General features: G+C 48.8%; 21 protein-coding genes and 1 other annotated feature. Of the genes, 19 read left to right on the forward strand and 2 right to left on the reverse strand.

Annotated elements, in window-relative coordinates; all coding sequences use genetic code 11:
- The first annotated feature begins 207 nt into the window (after positions 1–207).
- The 5 genes from rpmG to rplA all read left to right on the forward strand — a co-directional run bounded on the left by rpmG (position 208) and on the right by rplA (position 2483).
- Entirely contained in the window at positions 208–357 is a 150-nt protein-coding gene (rpmG, locus tag ACLTOQ_RS10075; RefSeq protein WP_021914166.1) for a 50S ribosomal protein L33, read from the forward strand.
- 66 nt (positions 358–423) lie between these two features.
- On the forward strand, positions 424–639 hold the full coding sequence (secE, locus tag ACLTOQ_RS10080) for a preprotein translocase subunit SecE (RefSeq protein ID WP_021914165.1): 216 nt from the start codon (positions 424–426) through the stop codon (positions 637–639).
- 14 nt (positions 640–653) lie between these two features.
- Positions 654–1172 (forward strand): transcription termination/antitermination protein NusG, encoded by a 519-nt coding sequence (gene nusG, locus ACLTOQ_RS10085; RefSeq protein WP_308727945.1) that lies wholly within the window; start codon positions 654–656, stop codon positions 1170–1172.
- A gap of 126 nt (positions 1173–1298) precedes the next feature.
- Complete coding sequence (gene rplK / locus ACLTOQ_RS10090; protein ID WP_021914163.1) at positions 1299–1724, forward strand: 50S ribosomal protein L11; 426 nt, start codon at positions 1299–1301, stop codon at positions 1722–1724.
- Between the two features lie 66 nt (positions 1725–1790).
- Positions 1791–2483, forward strand: coding sequence for a 50S ribosomal protein L1 (rplA, locus tag ACLTOQ_RS10095; protein ID WP_021914162.1), 693 nt, complete (start codon positions 1791–1793; stop codon positions 2481–2483).
- A gap of 93 nt (positions 2484–2576) precedes the next feature.
- Here rplA and ACLTOQ_RS10100 read toward each other — a convergent pair whose 3' ends face one another.
- The gene (locus tag ACLTOQ_RS10100; protein WP_262587294.1) at positions 2577–2705 is read right to left on the reverse strand and encodes a hypothetical protein; all 129 of its coding nucleotides are present in this window, start codon (positions 2703–2705) and stop codon (positions 2577–2579) included.
- Between the two features lie 208 nt (positions 2706–2913).
- A complete protein-coding gene (locus tag ACLTOQ_RS10105; protein WP_412319354.1) occupies positions 2914–3630 on the reverse strand; it encodes a ThuA domain-containing protein in 717 nt (238 codons plus the stop codon).
- A 290-nt stretch (positions 3631–3920) separates the two neighbouring features.
- Here ACLTOQ_RS10105 and ACLTOQ_RS10110 point away from each other — a divergent pair, with 290 nt between their 5' ends.
- The 14 genes from ACLTOQ_RS10110 to tuf all read left to right on the forward strand — a co-directional run bounded on the left by ACLTOQ_RS10110 (position 3921) and on the right by tuf (position 25228).
- Positions 3921–4697: a DeoR/GlpR family DNA-binding transcription regulator gene (locus tag ACLTOQ_RS10110; protein ID WP_412319355.1), complete on the forward strand. Its 777-nt coding sequence runs from the start codon at positions 3921–3923 to the stop codon at positions 4695–4697.
- Positions 4694–5992: an MFS transporter gene (locus tag ACLTOQ_RS10115; protein ID WP_412319356.1), complete on the forward strand. Its 1299-nt coding sequence runs from the start codon at positions 4694–4696 to the stop codon at positions 5990–5992. The genes ACLTOQ_RS10110 and ACLTOQ_RS10115 overlap by 4 nt, the downstream gene beginning before the upstream one ends.
- 239 nt (positions 5993–6231) lie before the next feature.
- Positions 6232–7230 (forward strand): CPBP family intramembrane glutamic endopeptidase, encoded by a 999-nt coding sequence (locus tag ACLTOQ_RS10120; protein ID WP_412319357.1) that lies wholly within the window; start codon positions 6232–6234, stop codon positions 7228–7230.
- Positions 7231–7256: 26 nt separating this feature from the next.
- Positions 7257–8516 (forward strand): CapA family protein, encoded by a 1260-nt coding sequence (locus ACLTOQ_RS10125; protein ID WP_021913974.1) that lies wholly within the window; start codon positions 7257–7259, stop codon positions 8514–8516.
- Between the two features lie 7 nt (positions 8517–8523).
- Positions 8524–9495: a choloylglycine hydrolase gene (bsh, locus tag ACLTOQ_RS10130; RefSeq protein WP_412319358.1), complete on the forward strand. Its 972-nt coding sequence runs from the start codon at positions 8524–8526 to the stop codon at positions 9493–9495.
- A gap of 16 nt (positions 9496–9511) precedes the next feature.
- The gene (locus tag ACLTOQ_RS10135) at positions 9512–10657 is read left to right on the forward strand and encodes a glycoside hydrolase family 5 protein (RefSeq protein ID WP_412319359.1); all 1146 of its coding nucleotides are present in this window, start codon (positions 9512–9514) and stop codon (positions 10655–10657) included.
- A gap of 400 nt (positions 10658–11057) precedes the next feature.
- Positions 11058–11190, forward strand: a sequence feature (ribosomal protein L10 leader region).
- Positions 11191–11233: 43 nt separating this feature from the next.
- A complete protein-coding gene (gene rplJ / locus ACLTOQ_RS10140) occupies positions 11234–11767 on the forward strand; it encodes a 50S ribosomal protein L10 (RefSeq protein WP_262587311.1) in 534 nt (177 codons plus the stop codon).
- 74 nt (positions 11768–11841) lie between these two features.
- Positions 11842–12216, forward strand: coding sequence for a 50S ribosomal protein L7/L12 (gene rplL / locus ACLTOQ_RS10145; RefSeq protein WP_021914152.1), 375 nt, complete (start codon positions 11842–11844; stop codon positions 12214–12216).
- Positions 12217–12436: 220 nt separating this feature from the next.
- A complete protein-coding gene (locus tag ACLTOQ_RS10150; protein ID WP_308727954.1) occupies positions 12437–16291 on the forward strand; it encodes a DNA-directed RNA polymerase subunit beta in 3855 nt (1284 codons plus the stop codon).
- A gap of 32 nt (positions 16292–16323) precedes the next feature.
- Positions 16324–20106, forward strand: a complete 3783-nt coding sequence (rpoC, locus tag ACLTOQ_RS10155) for a DNA-directed RNA polymerase subunit beta' (RefSeq protein ID WP_349174269.1) — start codon at positions 16324–16326, stop codon at positions 20104–20106.
- Positions 20107–20609: 503 nt separating this feature from the next.
- Positions 20610–21032: a 30S ribosomal protein S12 gene (gene rpsL, locus ACLTOQ_RS10160; protein ID WP_021914044.1), complete on the forward strand. Its 423-nt coding sequence runs from the start codon at positions 20610–20612 to the stop codon at positions 21030–21032.
- 167 nt (positions 21033–21199) lie between these two features.
- Positions 21200–21670 (forward strand): 30S ribosomal protein S7, encoded by a 471-nt coding sequence (rpsG, locus tag ACLTOQ_RS10165; protein WP_262587318.1) that lies wholly within the window; start codon positions 21200–21202, stop codon positions 21668–21670.
- Between the two features lie 65 nt (positions 21671–21735).
- Positions 21736–23853 (forward strand): elongation factor G, encoded by a 2118-nt coding sequence (fusA, locus tag ACLTOQ_RS10170; protein ID WP_337598242.1) that lies wholly within the window; start codon positions 21736–21738, stop codon positions 23851–23853.
- 187 nt (positions 23854–24040) lie between these two features.
- Positions 24041–25228, forward strand: a complete 1188-nt coding sequence (gene tuf / locus ACLTOQ_RS10175; protein WP_117960431.1) for an elongation factor Tu — start codon at positions 24041–24043, stop codon at positions 25226–25228.
- Positions 25229–25309 lie beyond the last annotated feature (81 nt).

A 25309-nucleotide genomic window follows, 5' to 3' on the forward strand; every position in this document is an offset into this window, starting at 1 on the left:
AAGTTTTCAGAAGGCGCGGGCAAGAAGGAGTGACCCAGGCAGACGACCTCATACCGCCGTTTGACGGGATTTTGAGGGAGTGCACGAGAGACGCGCAGAGCGACGGACGGATGTAAAAAGTCGCTGACAGAGCGATCTGGCGGAAGTTTTTTACAGCAGGACGTAAGAAGGCGCGCGAAGAATAAGAGCACGCACGGAGGTGGAAAAATGCGTACAAGAATCACACTGGCATGTACAGAATGCAAACAGCGCAACTATAACACAACCAAGGATAAGAAGGCGCATCCTGACAGAATGGAAACCAAGAAATACTGCAGATTCTGCAAGAAGCACACAACGCACAAAGAGACAAAATAATTGCCGTGATGTGTCCTGAGGGACCGCTGTCGGCGGCGCGTTGCTTTTGAAAGGAGTTTGCAGAGTATGTCAAACGAACAAAAAGTGTCCAAGACGCCTAAGGCACCCAAAGTAAAATTCTTTGACGGTGTCAAAGCCGAGTTCAAGAAGATCATCTGGCCGGATAAGGATACCCTGTTAAAACAGTCCGTTGCTGTCGTATTTGTTTCTATTGTTATGGGCATTATTATTTCGCTCATCGATGTAGCAGCGCAGTACGGTGTCAATTTCTTGACAATGTAAGTGAGGAGATTCTTATGGCAGAAGCAAAATGGTATGTAGCTCATACCTATTCCGGATATGAGAACAAGGTCAAAGCTGACCTGGAAAAAACCATCGAGAACCGGCATTTAGAAGATGAGATCCTGGAAGTTCGCGTCCCCATGCAGGAAGTTGTGGAGATGAAAAACGGTGCGAAAAAGACCGTTCAAAAGAAGCTGTTTCCGGGATACGTTCTTGTAAATATGATTATGAATGATGACACATGGTATGTTGTCCGCAACACCAGAGGTGTGACCGGATTCGTTGGACCGGGAAGCAAGCCTGTTCCGCTGTCTGAAGCCGAGATGAAGCCGCTGGGCATCAAATCGGACAATGTCTCCATCGATTTTGCAGAAGGAGATACCATCGTAGTCGTTGCCGGCGCATGGAAAGATACTGTCGGCGCTGTTTACAAGATCGACTATAACAAGCAGACCGTAACCATTAACGTAGAACTGTTCGGCAGGGATACCCCTGTAGAGATCAGCTTCTCGGAGGTTCGGAAATTAGATTAAGCGTTTTAGGACGCGGTCACAGAGACGTTCAGTGGAGCGATCCGTTGAGCAGTGGAAGCAGTGTCCTGCCGCTGGAGCAGGAGAAAACGCTGCGCCATACCACAATATATTTAGGAGGTGCCTGACATGGCAAAGAAAGTTACCGGTTACATTAAGTTACAGATCCCTGCTGGCAAGGCAACACCGGCTCCCCCGGTAGGTCCTGCACTGGGTCAGCATGGTGTAAACATTGTAGAGTTTACAAAGCAGTTCAATGCAAGAACAGCTGACAAGGGCGATGTTATCATCCCTGTTGTAATTACCGTTTATGCGGACAGAAGCTTCAGCTTCATTACCAAGACTCCGCCCGCTGCTGTATTGCTGAAGAAGGCATGCAATCTGAAGTCTGCTTCTGCAGTTCCGAACAAGACAAAGGTTGCTACGATTTCCAAGGACAAGGTTCGTGAAATCGCAGAGCTGAAGATGCCTGATCTGAATGCTGCAAGCATCGAATCTGCTATGAGCATGATCGCCGGCACAGCAAGAAGCATGGGTATTGTTGTAGAGGACTGAGTAAATAGAACTGGGAGTAATGCAGAGTAGAAAGCATTACGTTAACAACCAATGGAGGTAATGAACATGAAACATGGAAAGAAATACGGCGAAGCCGCTAAACTGGTGGATCGCGCAACACAGTACGATCCTGCAGAAGCGATTGGCCTTGTAAAGAAAACCGCAACAGCTAAATTCGATGAGACTGTAGAAGTGCATATCAGAACAGGCTGCGACGGCCGTCACGCTGAGCAGCAGATCCGTGGTGCAGTTGTACTGCCCAACGGAACTGGTAAAACCGTTAAGGTTCTGGTATTCGCTAAGGGCGCTAAGCTCGATGAGGCTCAGGCAGCAGGCGCTGACTTTGTTGGCGGCGATGAGCTGATCCCCAAGATCCAGAACGAAGGCTGGCTGGATTTCGATGTTGTAGTTGCAACTCCTGACATGATGGGCGTTGTAGGTCGTCTGGGTAAAGTCCTTGGACCGAAAGGTCTGATGCCTAACCCGAAGGCCGGCACAGTTACCATGGATGTAACCAAAGCGATCAATGATATCAAAGCAGGTAAGATCGAATACAGACTGGACAAGTCCAACATCATCCACGTTCCGGTTGGTAAGGCTTCCTTCTCTGAAGAAGCTCTGGCTGAGAACTACAAAGCGCTGATGGATGCTATCATGAAAGCAAAACCGAGCGCACTGAAGGGTCAGTATTTAAAGAGCATCACCCTGGCTACCACCATGGGCCCTGGTGTGAAGGTTTCTACCGCTAAATACTGCTAATCCAAAGGGAATAAATGTGAGTATTGCGTGTGACGTGAGCTTACGTATAAAAGACAGGTTCTGCAGAGCTTCGGCTCGCAGACCTGTCTTTTTTTATGTGTGCAGTGTGCCGGGTGGTGTAGTTGTTGCTGCAGTCAGCGCTTTTGCAGGTACCTGCATGAAAATAGAAAAGTCCCATGTCTGTTCCTTTTCGGGTTCAGACATGGGACTTTTTAATTTCATAGGAAAATGCGTCCTATGAAATTAAAACGCTCCGCGAGGATGCGCACTCGGCGCAGGGGTAGATGGTTGCCGAAGCAACCGCGCCTCGGCGCGAGAATGTGCCAAGGCACATTCTTTTTTATTCATGGCAATAGAATGCTCGCAGAGCGTGCATTCTATTGTTTCATAGGAAAATGCGTCCTATGAATTTTATCAGCCATCAGACCACTCACACATTCTCCAGGGGCTCTACGCAAGGGCAGATGATTTCGGGCTTTTTGGTAGCAGGTGCTGCCCAGCGAACTGCGTTGGTGATGACCTTCTGAATGTTTTCATTATGGAAGGTCGGGTTGGCTTCGTGTCCGGGCTGGAAGTAAAATATGTTGCCAAGACCACGCCGGAAGGTTACGCCGCTTCTAAATACTTCGCCGCCGTTGAACCAGCCGATGAATACGGTTTCAAGAGGTTCGGGAATATCGAAGAATTCGCCGTACATCTCTTCCACGTCCAGTTCGAAGTGCTCCGGAAGACCCTGTGCAATGGGATGACCGGGATTTGCGCACCAGAGACGTTCTCTGGCACCGTCACGCCATTTTAAGCTGCAGCTGGTTCCCATCAGTCTTCTGAAGATCTTGGAAAAATGTCCGGAATGCAGGACGATCAGGCCCATGCCGCGCAGAACGTGATCCTGAACCTTATCTACAACTGCGTCGGATACCTGATCGTGAGCCATATGACCCCACCAGATCAGAACGTCGGTGTTGTCCAGAACATCATCGGTCAGACCGTGCTCAGGATCATCCAGACATGCCAGGCGGCATTCGATGTCATCATTTTTGCCCAGGAACTCGGCAATTGTTGCATGCAGGCCGTTCGGATAAATGGCTGCAACCTCTTTGGAGGCTTTTTCATGGCGGAACTCATTCCATACAGTTACTCTGATCATGTGATTACTCCTTTTCTGCTTTTTATGAAAAAAGAATCGTGTTCTTTTTTTCTTCATCATACCTGAAAACAGTAAAAACATCTAGCCTGCTTTTGCTGTTTTTTTCATATGAAATTGCTGTTTTACGGCAAAGGACTTCTGGGATTTTTTCGGTCCATGTCTGCGCCTTCAGAAAAAAAGAGGATGTGGAAAAACAAGGAATAATGTTGTAGTATGTGGATTTATATGTTATTATGTGTAAAGATCTTGTAAAAGAAATGAAACATGTTGAGCTTTCAGGAGGAAAAGGGATGCTTGCAATCGAACGACAGGAACAGATCGTAAGCCAGATCAGGAGGAACGGAGCAGTTCGGATTCATGAGCTCACAAAGCAGTTTGGTGTGTCAGTTGAGACGATCCGCAGAGATCTTCTGGAATTGGAACGGCAGGATTGTCTGCATCGGGTACACGGCGGTGCAGTCGGCATAGCTGTGGCAAAGCAATATCACCGGCTGGAAGAAAGGACAGAAGAAAATCCGCAGAAGAAGGAAGAGCTTTCCGGGTATGCTGCAGGCCTGATCCGGGAAGGAGATGTGCTGATGGTGGATTCCGGAAGCACTGCGATAGCGTTTGCAAAAATGCTTGCAGAAGAGTTTGAACGGCTGACAGTGATTACCTATTCCTTGCATGTGTTTGAGATATTGAAGAAAAAAGAAGGATTTACCCTCTATCTGTGTGCAGGGGCATACCTTCGGGATGAAAGTGCATTCTGCGGGCAGTGGGCATTGCAAATGCTGGAACAGTTTCATGCAAAGACAGCATTTTTGTTTCCATCCGCTATTTCTCTGCAGAACGGCATAATGGACTATGATCAAGAGCTGTACCATTTACAGCGGGCGATGATGAAGCATGCGGATCGGAGTGTTTTTCTGGCGGACAGTGACAAGTTTGAAAAGAGTGCGCTGCTAAAGCTTGCGGATGTCAACGAAGCCGTAACATTTGTCACGGACAGCGGCCTGCGGAAAGAAATCCTGGAGCTCTATCAGGAAAACGGAATAGAAATGATCAGAGGAGAGCAGAAGAAGTGAAACAACAGGATCATCAGGCGGAAAGAATATTAATCGGATTTTGTGTTGCTGCATATTTTGTCAGCTATATTACACGGATCAACTACGGCACAGTGCTTCTGGAAATTGTCAATTCAGAAGGAATCACGAAAATGTCAGCATCCATGGCGGTAACCGGAAGCTTCGTGACCTATGGTATCGGACAATTGATCAGCGGATGGCTCGGAGACCGGATCAAGCCGCGCTATCTGATGTTTATCGGACTGATGGTATCTGCAGGTATGAATGTCTGCGTTCCACTGTTTTCAAGACCGGCCGCGATGCTTGTTTTCTGGTGTATCAACGGTTTTGCCCAGGCACTGATGTGGCCTCCGATGGTCCGGCTTTTGTCAGATTATCTTGACCAGGATACCTATAAGAAAAGCTGCGTCTGGGTCGGCTGGGGATCTTCTGCCGGCACGATCTTCCTTTATCTGTTTGCACCTGTCTGCATTGTGTGGAAAGGCTGGAGAAGCCTGTTTTTCCTCTGTGCAGGCTGTGCGGTCCTCTTTGCATTTGCGTGGATAAAAGCCATCGGTTCTGCGGAAAAAAGAATGCAGAAGAGTTCTGCAGGGAGCTTTACGAAGGCAACTGCAGGTGCCTCCCGTGGCGATGCGGGCACGAAAAATGGCACAAGCCTGGAAGAAAATACATCTGCTTTGCAAAAAACAATTCCCTTACCGGAACAAACCGCGCCGATGCTTGCAATTATCATGCTTGCAATTATGATGCAGGGCATTTTGCGTGACGGTATTACGACCTGGATGCCAAGCTATATTTCCGAAACCTTTCATTTGGCAAGCTCTATTTCGATCCTGACCGGTATTGCTTTGCCTCTGTTTGGTATTATGTGTTCACAGATCGCATCCCTGATCAATCGAAAGCTGATCCACAACGAATTGCGCTGTGGGATGGCAATCTTTGTTCCCGGATTTGTGGCAGCGTTTCTATTATGGCTGATGCCAAACGGCAATGCAGTGTTGTCCGTTTTTCTGTCTGCGCTGATTACGGGATGCATGCACGGCGTCAATATGATTCTGGTCAGTATGATTCCGCCGTTCTTCAAAAAGTTCAACCGTGTCGGTTTTATCTCCGGCCTGGTAAACTCCTGCACCTATGTGGGCAGTGCAATTTCCAGCTATGGGATTGCGTGGATTGCGGATAAGAGTGGCTGGAACTTAGTTATCCTGTTCTGGACAATCGCCGCACTGTGCGGTACGCTTCTGTGCCTGATGGGGATCAAGCCCTGGAAAAAATTTGTGAGAAAGTGTGTGTAAAATTCTAAAAGTACAACGTGCGAAAGCTGTAGAAATCTTGTTCCAGCGGGAGGAAAAAACCCAGAAACATTTTTAAAATATAGAAGAAAACCAGGCGGCATGCTGTCCGAATCAGGAGCATGCCGCCTGGTTTTGGCTTCCGCCCACTGCGGTTGACAAACCGCCTAAAACAGGTCACAATGTTAGATACAAGGGAATAACTGTAGGAAAAAGTCCGGGAGATGTCCGGAGGGAGAATTATGGAAAAAGAAATCAGAAGACACTTTTCGAAAATTGGTTTTGCTTATCTGGCAGGATCGATTGTAATATACGCTGTACAGTTTCTGGCGGCGATGGTCGGTAAAAAATTCGTGCCGGGTGTAATGGCGGATGCAAACGGCTCCTTTATCTTACTGATGCTGACGATGTATGGGATTTCCATGCCGTTTATGGGCTGGCTGGTCAGCAGAATTCCGGCCCAGAAGATCGAAGAAAGGAAAATGACCGCAGGACAGTGGATCATAGCATTTCTCATGTGCTACGGTCTGATGTACGCAGGAAACCTGATCGGGACGGCGCTGACCTTTGGGATCGGAATGGTAAAAGGAACCGGCGTTGATAATCCATTGGTATCGACGGTGATGCAGCTGAATCCGTGGGTGACGTTTGTTATTGCAGTTTTGATCGCGCCGACGGCAGAAGAACTGCTGTTTCGGAAGCTTTTGACGGAGCGGATTGTAAAATATGGAGAGCTCGCGGCGGTGCTTGCCTCCGGACTGTTTTTTGGACTGTTCCATGGAAATTTGAATCAGTTTTCCTATGCATTCCTGCTCGGTCTGTTTTTGGGATTTATATATGTAAAAACCGGAAAACTGCGATATACCATCGGACTCCATATGGCGATCAATTTTATCGGCTCTTCCCTCGGCACATGGATGCTTCGGGTGACGGGCTATATGGATACGATGGAAACACTGACGAAATTTTTAAATACAAAGGATCTGACGGTTCTGGCGGATCTGGGGAACGGAATTGTCGGAATGTTCATTTTCGGCTCTTATGCGTCCCTGATTCTGATGATGGCAGGAGCTGGACTGATTCTGACGTGGCTGAACCGCAAAAAGTTTGTATGCTGCGCACCGGAAGAGAAAGTTGCTTCCTTAGGTAAAAAGAAAGCGGCGGTCATGATTGGAAATCCCGGAATCTTACTGTATGGCGCATTCTGGATTGGAATCATGATCTGGCAGTTGCTACAGTAAAATGTTTACAGGAAAAGTGAGGAGCTATGATCGAAAAAAGACGAAGAAAAAGACATGGAAGCCATATTTTTCTGATTACACTGATTTTGACGATTGCGCTCGGAAGCGTAGTTTTGGGCTGCAGCATGATCTGGGCTGTTGGAAGCCCACAGCTTGTAGCGGTGAAGCTGGAAAGCCAGCTGGCGAACCTTGTGGAAGATGTCCAAGCAGCGGAAAACGTTTTGGCGAGTGCACAGTCGGCAAAGCCCGTAGGAAAATACGACGCGTTGCTTGCAGATGAGGCGTTGTGTCGGCAGCAGAATATTTATGCAAAAACGGCGGCAAGCCCGAATGAAACGACGATTGTGTTTGCGGGGGACATTCTGTTCGACGACCATTATGCGGTCAAGGTAAAAATGAACCAGCGCGGCAGGGGCATTGAGGGCAGCATTTCGCAGGAAATGCTGGATGTGATGCGCAGCGCGGATATTTTTATGGTAAATAACGAATTTCCCTACAGCAACCGTGGAACTCCGACAGAAAACAAGAAATTCACGTTCCGTGCCAAGCCGGAATATGCATCCTATCTGCTTGACATGGGGGCTGACATCGTTTCTCTGGCGAACAATCACGCGTATGACTACGGCAAGATAGCGTTTCTGGATACATTGGATACCTTAAATGGAATCGGAATGCCCTATGTCGGCGCGGGGCGCAATCTGGAAGAAGCGATCAAGCCGGTTTATTTTATTGTAAATGACCAGAAGATCGCATTTGTTGCCGCAACGCAGATCGAGCGGACAGAGAATCCGGATACAAAGGAAGCGACGCAGAACAGTCCGGGTGTATTTCGCTGTTGGAATGTGGACAAACTGTTAGAGGTAGTTGCAAACGCAAAACAGGTCAGCGACTATGTGATCGTTTATATTCATTGGGGAACGGAAGCTACGGATCAGCTGGATTGGGCACAGAAGGATCAGGCGGTCAAAATTTCGAATGCAGGTGCGGATCTGATCATCGGAGATCATCCGCATGTGCTGCAGCAGTTCGGTTACTGTGAGGATACACCGGTGATGTACAGCCTTGGAAACTTTCTGTTTAATTCCAAAGCACAGGATACCTGTCTGGTAAAGCTGACGCTGGATGCAAATGGCTTTAAGAGCCTGCAGTTTATTCCGGGCAGACAGCAGGACTGCAGCGTAACGATGCTGCAGGGGACGGAAAAGGAGCGCGTGCTTTCCTATATGAGAAAGATTTCTCCGGGCGTAACGATTGATGGGGATGGATTTGTGACAAAGAAAGGATGAGAAAATTATGTGTACAGCAGCAACGTATCAGACAAAAGACTTTTATTTCGGCAGGACGCTGGATTATGAGTTTTCTTATGGAGACGAGATTGTGGTAACACCGCGTAAATTTCCGTTGGATTTTTGCCATATGGGAAAATGCGATGCGCATTATGGGATGATCGGTATGGCACATGTGGCGAATGGATATCCGCTGTACTATGATGCGGTCAATGAAAAGGGTGTCGGCATGGCAGGATTGAATTTTGTCGGCAACGCAGTGTATCAGAAAGTGGAAGAAGGACGAGAAAATGTGGCGCAGTACGAGCTGATTCCATGGGTGCTTGGACAGTGTGCCAATCTGCAGGAGGTCAGAAAACTGCTTGCAAAGATGAATCTGGTCGGAACGCCCTTTGGAGATTTTCCTGCTGCACAGCTGCACTGGATCATTGCGGATGCAAGTGGGGCGATAACGCTGGAATGCACGAAGGACGGGCTGCAGGTCTATGACAATCCGGCAGGAGTTTTGACGAATAACCCGCCCTTTCCGATGCAGATGTTCCAGTTAAATAACTATGCAGGATTATCTCCGAAGCAGCCGGAGCACAGATTTTCCGGCCAGATTCCGTTTACAAGCTACAGCAGGGGTATGGGTGCGATGGGGCTTCCGGGAGATCTCTCTTCGGAGTCGAGATTTGCGCGCGTGGCGTTTGTGAAATGCAATTCCGTTTCCGGGGATTCTGAAAAAGAAAGCGTCAGCCAGTTTTTCCACATTCTGGGCTCGGTTGATCAGCAGAGAGGCTGCTGCGAGGTGGCGGAGGGAAAGTATGAGATCACGATTTACACGTCCTGCTGCAACGCTTCCAAAGGAATTTATTATTATACAACCTATGACAACCACCAGATCAGCGCAGTAGACATGCATAGAACCGATCTGGACAGCAAGACACTGAGCTGCTACAAGCCGGCTATGGAGGAGCAGATTTTCTGTCAGAACTGACGCAGGAGGCAGAGCTATGTCAGAGGAACGGGAAAAAATCGTTGGCGTAAATCTTGGCAACTGGCTTGTTCTGGAAAAATGGATGCAGCCATTTTTGTTCGAGGAAAACTGCGCAGAGGACGAGGTCTGGCTAAACCGCAAGGTTCCGGCAAAAAAGCTGCGTCCGCTGATGAAAAAACACAGGGATACCTATATCGAAGAAGTGGATTTTGCAAAAATTGCTGCGCACGGCATTAACGCGGTGCGCCTGCCGGTTCCATATTTCGTGTTCGGGGACAGAAAACCATATTCCGGCTGCATCGAATATGTCGATCAGGCGATGGACTATGCGGAAAAGTATGGGTTAAAGGTGCTGATCGATCTGCATACCGTGCCGGGCGGGCAGAACAGCTATGACAACGGCGGCATCACCGGCGTCTGCAAATGGCACCGGAATCCGAAAGAGGTCGCTTATGTATTATATGTGTTAGAACGGCTGGGGAAGCGTTACGGGCATCGGAAAGGGTTGCTTGGCATCGAAGTGCTTAACGAGCCCATCAGCTTTCGGGTCTATCTGTTTGCGCCGAGTCGGAAGCAGGCGCTCGATCAGGGAGAAGCAATCGGCAGCAGCCATGTGCCCATGCGTTTCCTGAAAACCTTCTATAAAGAAGCCTATGAAACGCTTCGGGCGGTCATGGATCCGGAGAAGCTGATCGTGTTTCATGACGGGTTCCGGCTGAGCCGCTGGAAAGATTTTTTTGTAAAAAACGGTATGAAAAATGTCATGTTGGATGTTCACGTTTATCTGTGGGTGCTGGACAGCTTTCTGCATTTACATAATCTGCTGCCGTATCAGCTTCTTTTACGCTTTTACGAACGCCAGATCCGGCGGGCGGGACGCTATACGCCGGTGCTGGTGGGGGAATGGTGCCTGTGCAACCGCGTGGCGGATCGCTATGGGAAATCTTCCTATGAAAAAGACGAAGCATGGCGTAAAAAGGTCTACCGGAGGGTTGCGCGGATGCAGTTAAAAACCTGGGACGACTGCAACACAGCAGGCTCGTTTTACTGGAATTACCAGCTCTACCGCGACAGACAGGAACCGATGTACACAACGAGCCTGGACAGCTGGGACCTGTGCCGCTGCTGGAGCCACGGGTGGATGCCGAAGAACATGCGGTGAAACAGTAGTTTACCGCGGGAAGATTCCACGAGGTTACAGTTCACCCGCGCCATTCGCAAAAGCGCGTTTTCGACGCTCTCCGCTGCTTCGCAGCTCCTTTTGCTCATAAAATGGCGCTCCCTTCGTACCTTCTTGTAAGCAGATTTCCATGCGAGCATGAAATCTGCCCCTCGCTCCGGGAGGTTACAGTTCACTCGCGCCATTCGCAAAAGCGCGTCTTCGACGCTCTCCGCTGCTTCGCAGCTCATTTTTGCTCATAAAATGGCGCTCCCTTCGTACCTTCTTGTAAGCAGATTTCCATGCGAGCATGAAATCTGCTTACAAGAAGGTACGAGTGAACTGTAATAAAAAATTAGAAAAAACTCCTTGACAACCCCTTCCTTTTTATGCTAATGTAAACAAGGTCGTTGAGACCGTGCCGAAGACAGCAGGTACCGGATAACCGGTGTAAGAAGAAACGCCTGCCGAGGAGTGAAAGAAATGCGATGAATTTCCCTCTCTGTCTTTGGATAGAGAGGTTTTTTTGTACAAACAACTTCTTTTATTCGGCAGAAGAATCTAAAAGGAGGTAAGAAAATGGCAAAAGTTGAACTGAAAGCACCTGTAGTAGCAGAGATCGCTGAAGCAGTGAAAGATGCGCAGTCTGTTGTTCTGGTAGACTACCGTGGTCTGACCGTTGATCAGGATACCGCACTTCGTAAGCAGCTTCGTGCAGCTGGTGTTACTTACAAGGTGTACAAAAACACAATGATGAACTTTGCGTTCAAGGGAACAGATTTCGAGGCACTGGCTCCGTATCTGGAAGGCCCCAGCGCAATCGCAATCTCTACTACCGACGCAACCGCTCCTGCAAGAGAGCTGGCTAATTTCGCTAAGACAGCTGAAAAGCTGGAGATCAAGGGCGGCGTTGTAGAAGGCAATGCATACGATGCAGCAGGAATCATGGAGATCGCTAAGATCCCTGGAAGAGAAGCTCTTATTTCCAGATTGCTGGGCAGCATGCAGTCCCCTATCACCAACATGGCTCGCGTTCTGAATCAGATCGCAGAGAAAGGCGGCGCAGCAAACTGCGAAGCAGCACCTGCAGAAGAAGCACCCGCTGCAGAATAATCTTTTTTCCGAAAAAGAAACTGAGCCGCAGATGCGGCTGACAAAACAATAATTTAAAACGGAGGTAAATTAAAATGGCAAAATTATCCGCTCAGGAATTTATTGAAGCAATCAAAGAGATGACCGTATTAGAGTTAAACGATCTGGTAAAGGCTTGCGAAGAGGAGTTCGGCGTATCCGCAGCAGCAGGCGTTGTTGTAGCAGCAGCAGGCGGCGAAGCAGCAGCAGCTGAAGAAAAGACCGAGTTCGACGTAGAACTGACCGAGGTTGGCCCTAACAAGGTTAAGGTTATCAAGGTTGTTCGTGAAGTTACCGGTCTGGGCCTGAAGGAAGCTAAGGAAGTTGTAGACGGCGCTCCTAAGGTTCTGAAGGAAGGCGTTTCCAAGGAAGAAGCTGAAGATATCCAGAAGAAGCTGGATGCTGAAGGCGCTAAGGTTACTCTGAAATAATTGAGACCATATCTTACCACAAAGGCGTTCGCGAATGCGGACGCCTTTCCTTTTCGCGATTTTTTAAAAATATCAGTTGACAGACAGAATGGATTGTGTTAGATTGTAGTGTGCACTATTGTGTTAGAGTATGCCATTTTTTATGCAATGGATTTACTTGCTTAGATACCGAAAAGTAATAGTTTCAAGAAATCAATGATAAGAACGGGGTGAAGTGTCAATGGAAAAAAACAGAATACGTCCAATTGCCACCGGCAAGAACATGCGTATGAGTTATGCACGACGGAAAGAAGTATTGGAAATGCCCAACCTTATAGAAATTCAGAAGAATTCCTATAAGTGGTTCCTTGATGAAGGTTTAAAAGAGGTGTTTGATGATATTTCTCCGATTTCCGATTACAGCGGACATCTGAGTCTGGAATTTGTAGACTTCGAGCTGTGTGAAGAAGACGTGAAGTATTCTATTGAGAAGTGCAAGGAAAGAGATGCAACATATGCAGCTCCTCTCAAGGTGAAGGTACGTCTGTATAATAAGGAAAAAGAAGAAATCAGTGAACACGAGATCTTTATGGGCGATTTACCGTTGATGACCGAGACCGGCACGTTCGTTATCAACGGCGCGGAGCGTGTAATTGTCAGCCAGTTGGTGCGTTCCCCCGGCATCTATTACGGCATCGGTCATGATAAGATTGGTAAAAAGCTGTATTCCTGTACAGTAATCCCGAACCGTGGCGCATGGCTGGAGTATGAGACTGATTCCAACGACGTATTTTACGTTCGTGTGGACCGTACCCGTAAGGTACCGATCACCGTACTGCTGCGTGCCCTGGGTCTTGGCACCAATGACGAGATCCGCGAAGTGTTCGGCGATGAACCCAAGATTGAAGCCAGCTTTGCAAAAGACACTTCTGAGAACTATCAGGAGGGTCTGTTAGAGTTATACAAGAAAATCCGTCCGGGTGAGCCTCTGAGCGTAGAGAGCGCAGAAAGCCTGATTAACGCGATGTTCTTCGATCCCAGAAGATATGATCTGGCGAAAGTAGGACGTTATAAATTCAATAAGAAGCTGCTGCTGCGCAACCGTATCCGCGGCCACGAACTGGCTGAGGATGTTGTGGATACCACAACCGGTGAAATTCTGGCAACAGCAGGCACCAAGGTAACAGCAGAACTGGCTGACCTGATTCAGAACAGCGCAGTTCCCTATGTATATATCCAGACTGAGGAAAGAAAAGTCAAAGTGCTTTCCAGCATGATGGTTGAGCTGACCCACTATGTAGATTGTGATGCCAAGGAGCTGGGCGTGACAGAGCTGGTATACTATCCGGTACTGGCACAGATTCTGGAAGAGTATTCTCAGGATCCCGAAGCGCTTGCAGAAGCAATCCGCAAGAATGTGCACGAGCTGATTCCGAAGCATATCACCAAGGAAGATATTTTAGCTTCCATTAACTATAACATGCATCTGGAGTACGGCATCGGTAACGAAGACGATATCGACCATCTGGGCAACCGTCGTATCCGTGCGGTCGGCGAACTGCTGCAGAACCAGTACAGAATCGGTCTTTCCAGACTGGAAAGAGTTGTTCGTGAGCGTATGACCACTCATGATGCAGAGGAGATTTCTCCTCAGGTTCTGATCAACATCAAGCCCGTACAGGCTGCAGTTAAGGAATTCTTCGGATCTTCCCAGCTGTCTCAGTTCATGGATCAGAACAACCCGCTGGGCGAGCTGACGCACAAACGTCGTCTGTCCGCACTGGGACCTGGCGGTCTGTCCCGTGACCGTGCCGGATTCGAGGTTCGAGACGTACACTACTCCCATTACGGAAGAATGTGCCCGATCGAGACACCAGAAGGTCCTAACATCGGTCTGATCAACTCTCTTGCAAGCTATGCAAAGATCAACGAATACGGCTTCATTGAAGCGCCTTACCGTAAGATCGACAAAACCGATCCGGAAAACCCGCGCGTAACCAATGAAGTTGTATATATGACAGCGGATGAAGAAGATAACTACCATGTGGCGCAGGCAAACTCCGAATTGGACGAGGAAGGACATTTCGTAAATGCCAACGTATCCGGTCGTTATCTGGATGAAACATCCGAATATCCGAAGACAGTTTTCGAGTACATGGACGTATCCCCTCAGATGGTATTCTCCGTTGCGACTGCACTGATTCCGTTCCTGCAGAACGACGATGCGAACCGTGCGCTGATGGGTTCCAACATGCAGCGTCAGGCAGTGCCGCTTCTGACAACCGAGGCTCCTGTAGTCGGAACCGGTATCGAAGTAAAGGCAGCCGTTGACTCCGGTGTCTGCGTTGTTGCAAAGAAGTCCGGTACCATCGACTATGTATGCTCCAATCTGATCCGTATGACGGCAGATGACGGCGAGAAGATGGAATACCACCTGACCAAGTTCTCCAGAAGTAACCAGTCTAACTGCTACAACCAGAGACCGATCGTATTTAAAGGCAACCACGTTGAAGCAGGACAGGTAATTGCAGATGGTCCTTCGACATCCGAAGGCGAACTTGCACTCGGTAAGAACCCTCTGATCGGGTTCATGACCTGGGAAGGTTATAACTACGAGGACGCTGTACTGTTGAGTGAACGTCTGGTTATGGATGATGTTTATACCTCCATCCATATTGAAGAATATGAGGCAGAAGCCCGTGATACGAAGCTCGGACCGGAAGAAATCACAAGAGATGTTCCCGGTGTCGGCGACGAAGCGCTCAAGGATCTGGATGACAGAGGTATTATCCGTGTCGGCGCTGAGGTTCGTGCCGGAGATATTCTGGTCGGCAAGGTAACTCCCAAGGGAGAAACCGAGCTGACAGCTGAGGAGCGCCTGCTGCGTGCGATCTTCGGTGAAAAAGCGCGTGAGGTGCGTGATACCTCTCTGAAGGTACCTCACGGTGAATATGGTATTATCGTAGATGCCAAAGTATTTACAAGAGAGAATGGCGATGAACTGTCTCCCGGTGTAAATCAGGCGGTTCGTATCTATATCGCACAGAAGAGAAAGATCTCTGTCGGCGATAAGATGGCAGGCCGTCATGGTAATAAGGGTGTCGTTTCCCGTGTACTGCCTGTAGAAGATATGCCGTACCTGCCCAACGGTCGTCCGCTGGACATCGTACTGAATCCTCTGGGCGTACCTTCCCGTATGAATATCGGTCAGGTCCTTGAGATTCACCTCTCTCTGGCTGCAAAAGCCCTCGGCTTTAACGTAGCAACCCCGATCTTCAACGGCGCAAACGAAAAAGATATTCAGGATACCCTGGAACTGGCAAACGATTATGTAAACCTGGAATGGGATGAATTCAAAGAGAAGCATGGCGAAGAGCTGCTTCCTGAGGTTCTGGATTATCTGTATGAAAACCGCGATCACAGAAAGCTCTGGAAGGGCGTTCCGATCTCTAAGGAAGGTAAGGTAAGACTGCGGGATGGCCGTACCGGCGAAGAATTCGACAGCATGGTAACCATCGGTCACATGCATTACCTGAAGCTGCACCATCTGGTAGACGATAAGATCCATGCACGTTCTACCGGTCCTTACTCTCTGGTAACACAGCAGCCCCTGGGTGGTAAAGCTCAGTTTGGTGGCCAGCGTTTCGGTGAGATGGAGGTTTGGGCACTGGAAGCATACGGTGCATCCTACACCCTGCAGGAGATCCTGACTGTGAAGTCTGATGACGTAGTAGGACGTGTCAAGACCTACGAAGCGATCATCAAGGGCGACAACATCCCTGAACCCGGTATTCCGGAATCCTTCAAGGTACTGCTCAAAGAGCTGCAGTCCCTCGGCCTGGATGTCAGAGTGCTGCGGGAGGATAATACAGAAGTTGAGATCATGGAAACTGTCGATTACAGCGATACGGATTACCGCTATGAGATGGAAGGAGATTCCAAGGGCTACAACTACAACGAAGAAGAAAATCTGGGCAAGATGGGTTATCAGAAGCAGGAATTCGACTCCGAGAAACAGGAACTGGTGAACGCAGATGATGATTACACCGAAGATGCTGCAGACGACGGATTTGAGGAATCTTTTGACGAAGAGTAAGCCGAATCGAAGATATGTAAAGGAGTGCCAAGATGTCTGAAACAAAAAACGAAGTTTATCAGCCGATGACGTTTGATGCGATCAAGATCGGACTTGCGTCCCCGGAGAAGATTCGTGAGTGGTCCAGAGGCGAGGTAACAAAGCCTGAGACGATCAACTACAGAACACTCAAGCCCGAACGGGACGGTCTGTTCTGTGAGCGGATTTTCGGACCCAGCAAGGACTGGGAGTGCCACTGCGGCAAATATAAAAAGATCAGATATAAAGGCGTTGTCTGCGACCGCTGTGGTGTTGAAGTAACCAAGTCCAGCGTCCGCAGAGAGCGTATGGGACATATTGAACTGGCAGCGCCGGTTTCCCATATCTGGTATTTCAAGGGAATTCCGAGCCGGATGGGACTGATCCTGGATCTGTCCCCCCGTGTTCTGGAGAAGGTGCTTTACTTTGCTTCCTATATCGTACTGGACAAGGGCGACACCAATCTGGAATACAAGCAGGTTCTTTCCGAGAAAGAATACCAGGATGCAAGAGAAACCTGGGGCAACCGTTTCCGTGTCGGCATGGGTGCAGAATCCATTAAGGAGCTGCTGCAGGCCATCGATCTGGAAACTGAAGCGGTTGACCTGAAAAATGAACTGGTGGATGCAAGCGGACAGAAGCGTGCGAGAATCATCAAGCGTCTGGAAGTTGTAGAAGCGTTCCGTGAGTCCGGCAACCGCCCTGAATGGATGATTCTGGATGCCGTACCGGTAATCCCTCCGGATCTGCGCCCGATGGTACAGCTGGACGGCGGACGTTTTGCAACGTCTGACTTAAATGACCTGTACAGAAGAATCATCAACCGTAACAACCGTCTGAAGAGACTGCTGGAGCTGGGTGCTCCGGATATCATCGTCCGCAACGAAAAGAGAATGCTGCAGGAAGCGGTAGACGCTCTGATCGATAACGGCAGAAGAGGCCGTCCGGTAACCGGCCCCGGTAACCGTGCACTGAAATCACTGTCTGACATGCTGAAAGGTAAATCCGGTCGTTTCCGTCAGAACCTGTTAGGAAAGCGTGTTGACTATTCCGGACGTTCCGTTATCGTCGTTGGTCCCGAACTGAAAATTTATCAGTGCGGTCTTCCGAAGGAAATGGCAATCGAGCTGTTCAAGCCCTTTGTAATGAAGGAGTTGGTAAGCAGAGGCATTTCCCAGAACATCAAAAATGCGAAGAAGCTGGTAGAACGGCTGGATACGCAGGTTTGGGACGTTCTGGAAGATGTCATCAAAGAGCATCCGGTTATGCTGAACCGTGCACCTACACTGCACAGACTGGGTATCCAGGCATTTGAGCCGATCCTTGTAGAAGGTAAGGCGATCAAGCTGCATCCCCTTGTTTGTACCGCGTTCAACGCCGACTTCGATGGTGACCAGATGGCTGTACACCTTCCGCTTTCTCAGGAAGCACAGGCAGAGTGCCGTTTCATGCTGCTGTCTCCCAACAACCTGTTGAAGCCTTCCGATGGCGGACCGGTAGCCGTACCTTCCCAGGATATGGTCCTTGGTATTTATTATCTGACCCAGGAACGTCCCGGTTCTGTCGGCGAAGGAAAATACTTCAAGAGCGTAAACGAAGCCATTCTGGCTTATGAAAATAAAGCCTGCACCCTGCATTCCCGCATCCATGTCCGCATGAGCAAGGTCAATGCAGAGGGCGAGACCGTAACAGGATTCGTAGAATCCACACTGGGCAGATTTATCTTCAACGAGATCCTGCCTCAGGACCTGGGCTATGTAGACCGTACCCAGCCGGAAAACCTCTTAAAGCTGGAGGTTGACTTCCATGTTGGTAAGAAGCAGTTAAAGCAGATTCTGGAAAAAGTAATCAACACCCACGGCGCTTCCAAGACCGCAGAGGTTCTGGATGACGTTAAGGCAATCGGTTACAAGTATTCCACCAGAGCTGCGATGACCGTATCCATTTCCGATATGACTGTGCCTGCACAGAAGGCAGAGATGCTGGCTGAGGCTCAGAAAACTGTAGATAAGATCGGCAGAAACTTCCGTCGTGGTCTGATCACAGAAGAAGAGCGTTACCGTGCCGTTGTCGAGACCTGGCAGGAAACCGATAAAGAGCTGACCGACGTACTGTTAAAGGGTCTGGATAAATACAACAACATCTTCATGATGGCGGACTCCGGTGCCCGTGGTTCCAACCAGCAGATCAAACAGCTGGCAGGTATGCGTGGTCTGATGGCGGATACAACCGGTCGTACGATCGAACTGCCCATCAAGTCCAACTTCCGTGAAGGTCTGGACGTACTGGAATACTTCATGTCTGCCCATGGCGCACGAAAAGGTATGTCCGATACCGCTCTGCGTACTGCGGACTCCGGTTATCTGACCCGTCGAATGGTAGACGTATCCCAGGAGCTGATCATCCGTGAGATCGATTGTGCAGAAGGTAAGGATAAGATTCCGGGCATGTCTGTAAAAGCGTTCATGGACGGCAAGGAAACCATCGAAGGCTTAAAAGACAGAATTACAGGACGTTATTCCTGTGAAGACATTTATGATAAGGACGGCGAGCTGATCGTCGGTGCAAACCACATGATCACACCCGGCCGTGCAAAACGGATTATGGAAACAGGTGTCAATAAGAAGGGCGAGCCTGTGGAGGAAGTGAAGATCCGTACCATCCTGACCTGCCGTTCCAAGAGCGGTATCTGTGCAAAGTGCTACGGCGCGAACATGGCGACCGGCGAAGCGGTACAGGTTGGTGAAGCAGTTGGTATTATCGCAGCGCAGTCTATCGGTGAGCCCGGTACACAGCTGACGATGCGTACCTTCCACTCCGGCGGTGTCGCTGGTGACGATATCACACAGGGTCTTCCCCGTGTCGAGGAGCTTTTCGAAGCAAGAAAGCCGAAGGGTCTTGCGATTATCGCAGAGTTCGGCGGAACTGCTGTTATTAAGGATACCAAGAAGAAGCGGGAAATTATCATTACCAATAAGGAAACCGGCGAGAGCAAGACTTACCTGATCCCTTACGGTTCCCGTATCAAGGTTGTTGACGGTCAGGAATTAGAGGCCGGCGATGAGCTGACAGAGGGTTCTGTAAACCCGCACGATCTGTTAAAGATCAAGGGCATCCGCGCCGTTCAGGATTACATGCTCCGTGAAGTACAGCGTGTATACCGTCTGCAGGGTGTAGATATCTGTGATAAGCATATCGAGGTTATCGTTCGTCAGATGCTGAAGAAGATCCGCATCGAGGAAAGCGGCGATACCGAATATCTGCCCGGCACAATGGTTGACGTTCTGGATTACGAGGACTTAAACGAAGAGCTGATCGCAGCCGGCAAGAAGCCTGCTGAGGGCAAACAGGTAATGCTCGGTATTACCAAGGCTGCTCTGGCAACCAACTCCTTCCTGTCTGCCGCATCCTTCCAGGAAACCACGAAGGTTCTGACGGAAGCAGCGATCAAGGGTAAGGCTGATCCACTGATCGGTCTGAAGGAAAACGTTATTATCGGTAAGCTGATTCCTGCTGGTACCGGTATGAAACGTTACCGCAATGTCAAGTTAAACACGGATGCGATGATTGCCGCTGAGGAAGCAGAGCGCGCAGCCAGAGCAGAAGAGGAAGCGAGACTTGCTGCAGAAGCTACAGCAGCGGAAAAGAAATCCAAAGAGGATGACGAGCTGCTGGAAGAAACCACTGACGAAGATGTAACCGATGAAGAACTTCCCGAAGAGGAAGCGATTCTGGACGAGGACATCGACGAAGAACTGGACGAGGAAGCCGAAGCAGAAGAAAACGGCGAGGAGTAATCTGACCCGGGTGTTCCATTCAACAATAAAAAGTACACCTTGCAAAAATGCCGGTGTCGTACACAATAGAATGCGCGCTCCGCGAACCTTCTATTGTTACAAATGAAGAAACAGAGCAGGCGGATGTTCCTCAAAATGAGCATCCGCCTGTTTTGTGCGTCTGATGGTGTGTTTGTGCTTACCCTTCAGCAAATCCGGAAAGCGATTTTTCCTGCCGTTTCTTTGCCGGAAAATCCCGCAAAAAAGTAGAAAAACCGCTTGACACGGCAATTAAAAGCACTTATACTAGGAGAGCATGCATTGGGAGAGGATTTTATTTTGATGCGCGAAAATTGCTGTAAAACAGCGGTTTTATCCTGATAGAACCGCAGGTTGAGTGTAGCTTGTCCCTGACATAGTTACGCATAGCTTCGCATGAAAGAAAACCTTTGCTATGTATGAATAAGACCGGAGAACCGGTCAAGAATAGAGCAAGAGAGAAAAATCGCAGGAGGTGAAACAGAATGCCAACATTTAACCAGTTAGTAAGAAAAGGACGTCAGACATCTGTAAAGAAGTCTACAGCACCGGCTCTGCAGAGAGGTTACAACTCCCTTCACAAGAAGGCAACCGATACCTCTTCCCCGCAGAAGAGAGGCGTGTGCACAGCTGTTAAGACAGCGACTCCTAAAAAGCCTAACTCCGCTCTTAGAAAGATCGCCAGAGTACGTCTTTCCAACGGAATCGAAGTAACCAGCTACATTCCCGGTGAAGGCCACAATCTGCAGGAGCACTCCGTTGTTCTGATCAGAGGCGGACGTGTTAAGGACTTACCTGGTACCAGATACCACATCATCAGAGGTACCCTGGATACCGCAGGCGTTGCAAACAGACGTCAGGCAAGATCCAAATACGGCGCTAAGAGACCTAAAGCCGCTAAGAAATAATCCGCGGTAGCTGGAAGTACCACAAACGGAAACTAATTTTAAGTGTTGGAATTCTTATGCAGAGAAATCTGCAGTTCGCTTACGCGATGAGATAGACCGCACGAACACATTAGATGACACATGTGAGTACCGATGAATTAATTGAGATGATTAAGGAGGGAAGAAACGTGCCACGTAAAGGACATATTCAGAAAAGAGACGTATTAGCAGATCCTTTATACAACGACAAGGTTGTAACCAAGCTGATCAATAACATCATGCTGGATGGTAAGAGAGGCGTTGCACAGAAGATTGTATACGGCGCATTTGCAAGAGTAGAAGAAAAAGCCGGCAAACCGGCTCTGGAAGTATTTGAAGAGGCAATGAACAACATCATGCCTGTTCTGGAAGTCAAAGCAAGACGTATCGGCGGCGCAACCTATCAGGTGCCGATCGAAGTCAGAGCTGACAGACGTCAGGCTCTTGGTCTTCGCTGGCTGACCATGTTCTCCCGCAAAAGAGGCGAGAAGACCATGGAAGAGAGACTGGCTAACGAGATCCTGGATGCATCGAACAATACCGGTGCTTCCGTGAAGAGAAAAGAAGACGTTCATAAGATGGCTGAAGCGAACAAGGCATTCTCTCATTACAGATTCTAATCGAATCTGTAATGCAGAAGAGCGTTGCAGTTGCTTCTGGCTGATTCAATTAGGAGGAAAAACCTTTGGCTGGAAGAGAATATCCCTTAGAGAGAACCAGAAATATCGGTATTATGGCTCACATCGATGCTGGTAAAACTACCACCACCGAGCGTATCCTGTATTATACCGGTGTTAACTATAAAATTGGTGATACTCATGAAGGTACTGCAACCATGGACTGGATGGCTCAGGAGCAGGAGAGAGGTATTACAATTACTTCTGCTGCTACCACCTGTCACTGGACCTTGCAGGAAAATTGCAAAGCAAAGCCCGGCGCAGAAGAGTGTCGTATCAATATCATTGATACCCCTGGACACGTTGACTTCACAGTAGAAGTTGAGCGTTCCCTGCGTGTACTGGACGGCGCTGTCGGCGTGTTCTGTGCAAAGGGCGGTGTAGAACCTCAGTCTGAGAACGTATGGCGTCAGGCTGATACCTACAATGTACCCCGTATGGCATTCATCAATAAGATGGATATCCTGGGTGCAAACTTTTATGGCGCAGTAGAGCAGATCAAAACCCGTCTGGGCAAGAACGCAATCTGTGTTCAGCTGCCCATCGGTAAAGAAGAAGACTTTAAAGGTCTGATCGATCTGTTCGAAATGAAAGCCTACATCTACAATGACGATAAGGGCGATGATATTTCTATCGTTGATATCCCGGAAGATATGAAGGATGAAGCTGAGCTGTATCGTTCTGAGATGGTAGAGAAGATCTGCGAGCTGGATGACGATCTGATGATGGCTTATCTGGAAGGTGAGGAGCCCTCTGTTGACGAGCTGAAAGCAGCTCTGAGAAAAGGCACCTGCGAATGTACCGCTGTTCCGGTATGCTGCGGAAGCGCATACAAGAACAAGGGCGTACAGAAGCTTCTGGATGCAATCGTAGAGTATATGCCTTCTCCTCTTGATATCCCTCCGATTAAAGGTGTGGATCTGGAAGGCAACGAGGTTGTCAGACATTCTTCTGATGATGAGCCGTTTTCTGCTCTGGCATTCAAGATCATGACAGACCCCTTCGTAGGTAAGCTTGCTTACTTCCGTGTGTATTCCGGTACTATGAACGCTGGTTCTTATGTGCTGAATGCAACAAAAGATAAAAAGGAACGTGTTGGACGTATCCTGCAGATGCATGCAAACAAGAGAATGGAGCTGGAAAAGGTTTATTCCGGTGATATCGCTGCTGCAGTAGGCTTCAAGTTTACTACAACCGGTGATACCATCTGTGATGAGCAGCATCCGGTAATCCTGGAGTCCATGGAATTCCCTGAACCCGTTATTGAGCTGGCAATCGAGCCTAAGACCAAAGCAGGTCAGGATAAGATGGGCATTGCTCTTGCAAAGCTTGCAGAAGAAGATCCTACCTTCCGTCAGCATACCGATCAGGAGACAGGCCAGACCATCATCGCCGGCATGGGCGAGCTGCATCTGGAGATCATCGTAGACCGTCTGCTGCGTGAATTCAAGGTAGAGGCTAATGTAGGTGCTCCTCAGGTTGCTTACAAAGAGACCTTCACCAAGGCCGTTGATGTGGACAGCAAGTATGCGAAGCAGTCCGGTGGTCGTGGTCAGTATGGTCACTGTAAAGTTAAGTTCGAGCCTATGGATCCTAACGGCGAGGAAACCTTCAAGTTCGAGTCCACCGTTGTCGGCGGCGCGATCCCGAAGGAATATATCCCTGCTGTAGGCGAAGGTATCGAAGAGGCTACAAAGGCTGGTATTCTGGGCGGCTTCCCGGTTCTGGGTGTACATGCAAATGTATACGACGGTTCCTACCATGAAGTCGACTCCTCTGAAATGGCATTCCACATCGCTGGTTCCCTTGCATTCAAGGAAGCTATGCAGAAGGGTAATCCGGTTCTGCTGGAGCCTATCATGAAGGTTGAAGTAACCATGCCTGAAGAATACATGGGTGATGTAATCGGAGATATCAACTCCCGCCGCGGACGTATCGAAGGTATGGACGATATCGGCGGCGGCAAGATGGTAAAAGCTTATGTACCGCTTGCTGAAATGTTCGGTTACTCCACAGACCTGCGTTCCAAGACTCAGGGTCGTGGCAACTACTCCATGTTCTTCGAAAAGTACGAACAGGTTCCGAAGAACGTGCAGGAAAAGGTACTGGCAGCAAAAGCAAAATAATCTGATTTGCTGTTGCAGTTCACTCGTATCTTCCCGGGTACAGGTTTCATGTCCGCATGAGAAACTGTGCAGAGGAAGAAGTTTACACCGCGAAATTGTACTTGAAAATCCAGCTATTATCGAATATAATCAATAATAGCTGGTTCAAATTAAAACTAACTCACTGAATTAAGGAGGATTACAAGAAATGGCTAAAGCTAAATTTGAAAGAACAAAGCCCCATTGTAACATTGGTACCATCGGCCACGTTGACCATGGTAAAACAACTCTGACTGCTGCTATTACTAAGGTTCTTCATGAGAGACTGGGCACTGGCGAAACAGTTGCTTTCGATAATATCGATAAGGCTCCCGAAGAAAGAGAACGTGGTATCACCATTTCTACCGCTCACGTTGAATACGAGACCGAGAAGAGACATTACGCACACGTTGACTGCCCTGGACATGCTGACTACGTTAAGAACATGATCACTGGTGCAGCTCAGATGGACGGCGCTATCCTGGTTGTAGCTGCAACTGATGGTGTTATGGCTCAGACCAAAGAGCACATCCTGCTGTCCCGTCAGGTAGGCGTTCCTTACATTGTTGTTTTCCTGAACAAGTGCGATATGGTAGACGACGAGGAACTGCTTGAGCTGGTTGAGATGGAAGTTACCGAGCAGCTGGAAGAGTACGATTTCCATGACTGCCCGATCATCAGAGGTTCTGCTCTGAAGGCTCTGGAAGATCCTAACAGCGAGTGGGGCGACAAGATCCTTGAGCTGATGCACACTGTTGACGAGTACATTCCGGATCCTAAGCGTGACACCGACAAGCCTTTCCTGATGCCTGTCGAGGACGTATTCACCATCACAGGTCGTGGTACTGTTGCTACTGGCCGTGTTGAGAGAGGCGTTCTGCATCTGAATGATGAAGTAGAAATCGTTGGTATCAAAGAAGAGACCAAGAAGACTGTTGTAACCGGTATCGAAATGTTCCGTAAGATGCTGGATGAGGCACAGGCTGGTGATAACATCGGCGCTCTGCTGCGTGGTATCCAGAGAACTGAAATCGAAAGAGGACAGGTTCTGGCAAAACCCGGCACTGTTACCTGCCACCACAAATTCACCGCTCAGGTTTACGTTCTGACCAAGGATGAAGGCGGCCGTCATACACCTTTCTTCAACAACTACAGACCTCAGTTCTACTTCCGTACAACTGACGTTACCGGCGTTTGCGAACTGCCTGCTGGCACAGAGATGTGCATGCCTGGTGATAACGTAGAGATGACCATCGAACTGATCCATCCCGTAGCTATGGAGCAGGGTCTTACCTTCGCTATCCGTGAAGGCGGCAGAACCGTTGGTTCCGGCCGTGTAGTTTCCATCATCGAGTAATTCGAACATAGGAAATTCAATTTTAAATATTGTGCTCAAGCGTAAGATGCCCGTAGAACTTCGGTTCTACGGGTTTTTCTG

Origin of the sequence: Gallintestinimicrobium sp. (assembly GCF_046968865.1) — a bacterium.
GTDB classification, from domain to species: Bacteria; Bacillota; Clostridia; order Lachnospirales; family Lachnospiraceae; genus Gallintestinimicrobium; species Gallintestinimicrobium propionicum.

Coding starts and splice junctions, on each gene's coding strand:
- rpmG (WP_021914166.1), top strand. CDS start 208: ATGCGTACAAGAATCACACTGGCATGTACAGAATGCAAACAGCGCAAC.
- secE (WP_021914165.1), top strand. CDS start 424: ATGTCAAACGAACAAAAAGTGTCCAAGACGCCTAAGGCACCCAAAGTA.
- nusG (WP_308727945.1), top strand. CDS start 654: ATGGCAGAAGCAAAATGGTATGTAGCTCATACCTATTCCGGATATGAG.
- rplK (WP_021914163.1), top strand. CDS start 1,299: ATGGCAAAGAAAGTTACCGGTTACATTAAGTTACAGATCCCTGCTGGC.
- rplA (WP_021914162.1), top strand. CDS start 1,791: ATGAAACATGGAAAGAAATACGGCGAAGCCGCTAAACTGGTGGATCGC.
- ACLTOQ_RS10100 (WP_262587294.1), bottom strand. CDS start 2,705: ATGAAATTAAAAAGTCCCATGTCTGAACCCGAAAAGGAACAGACATGG.
- ACLTOQ_RS10105 (WP_412319354.1), bottom strand. CDS start 3,630: ATGATCAGAGTAACTGTATGGAATGAGTTCCGCCATGAAAAAGCCTCC.
- ACLTOQ_RS10110 (WP_412319355.1), top strand. CDS start 3,921: ATGCTTGCAATCGAACGACAGGAACAGATCGTAAGCCAGATCAGGAGG.
- ACLTOQ_RS10120 (WP_412319357.1), top strand. CDS start 6,232: ATGGAAAAAGAAATCAGAAGACACTTTTCGAAAATTGGTTTTGCTTAT.
- ACLTOQ_RS10125 (WP_021913974.1), top strand. CDS start 7,257: ATGATCGAAAAAAGACGAAGAAAAAGACATGGAAGCCATATTTTTCTG.
- bsh (WP_412319358.1), top strand. CDS start 8,524: ATGTGTACAGCAGCAACGTATCAGACAAAAGACTTTTATTTCGGCAGG.
- ACLTOQ_RS10135 (WP_412319359.1), top strand. CDS start 9,512: ATGTCAGAGGAACGGGAAAAAATCGTTGGCGTAAATCTTGGCAACTGG.
- rplJ (WP_262587311.1), top strand. CDS start 11,234: ATGGCAAAAGTTGAACTGAAAGCACCTGTAGTAGCAGAGATCGCTGAA.
- rplL (WP_021914152.1), top strand. CDS start 11,842: ATGGCAAAATTATCCGCTCAGGAATTTATTGAAGCAATCAAAGAGATG.
- ACLTOQ_RS10150 (WP_308727954.1), top strand. CDS start 12,437: ATGGAAAAAAACAGAATACGTCCAATTGCCACCGGCAAGAACATGCGT.
- rpoC (WP_349174269.1), top strand. CDS start 16,324: ATGTCTGAAACAAAAAACGAAGTTTATCAGCCGATGACGTTTGATGCG.
- rpsL (WP_021914044.1), top strand. CDS start 20,610: ATGCCAACATTTAACCAGTTAGTAAGAAAAGGACGTCAGACATCTGTA.
- tuf (WP_117960431.1), top strand. CDS start 24,041: ATGGCTAAAGCTAAATTTGAAAGAACAAAGCCCCATTGTAACATTGGT.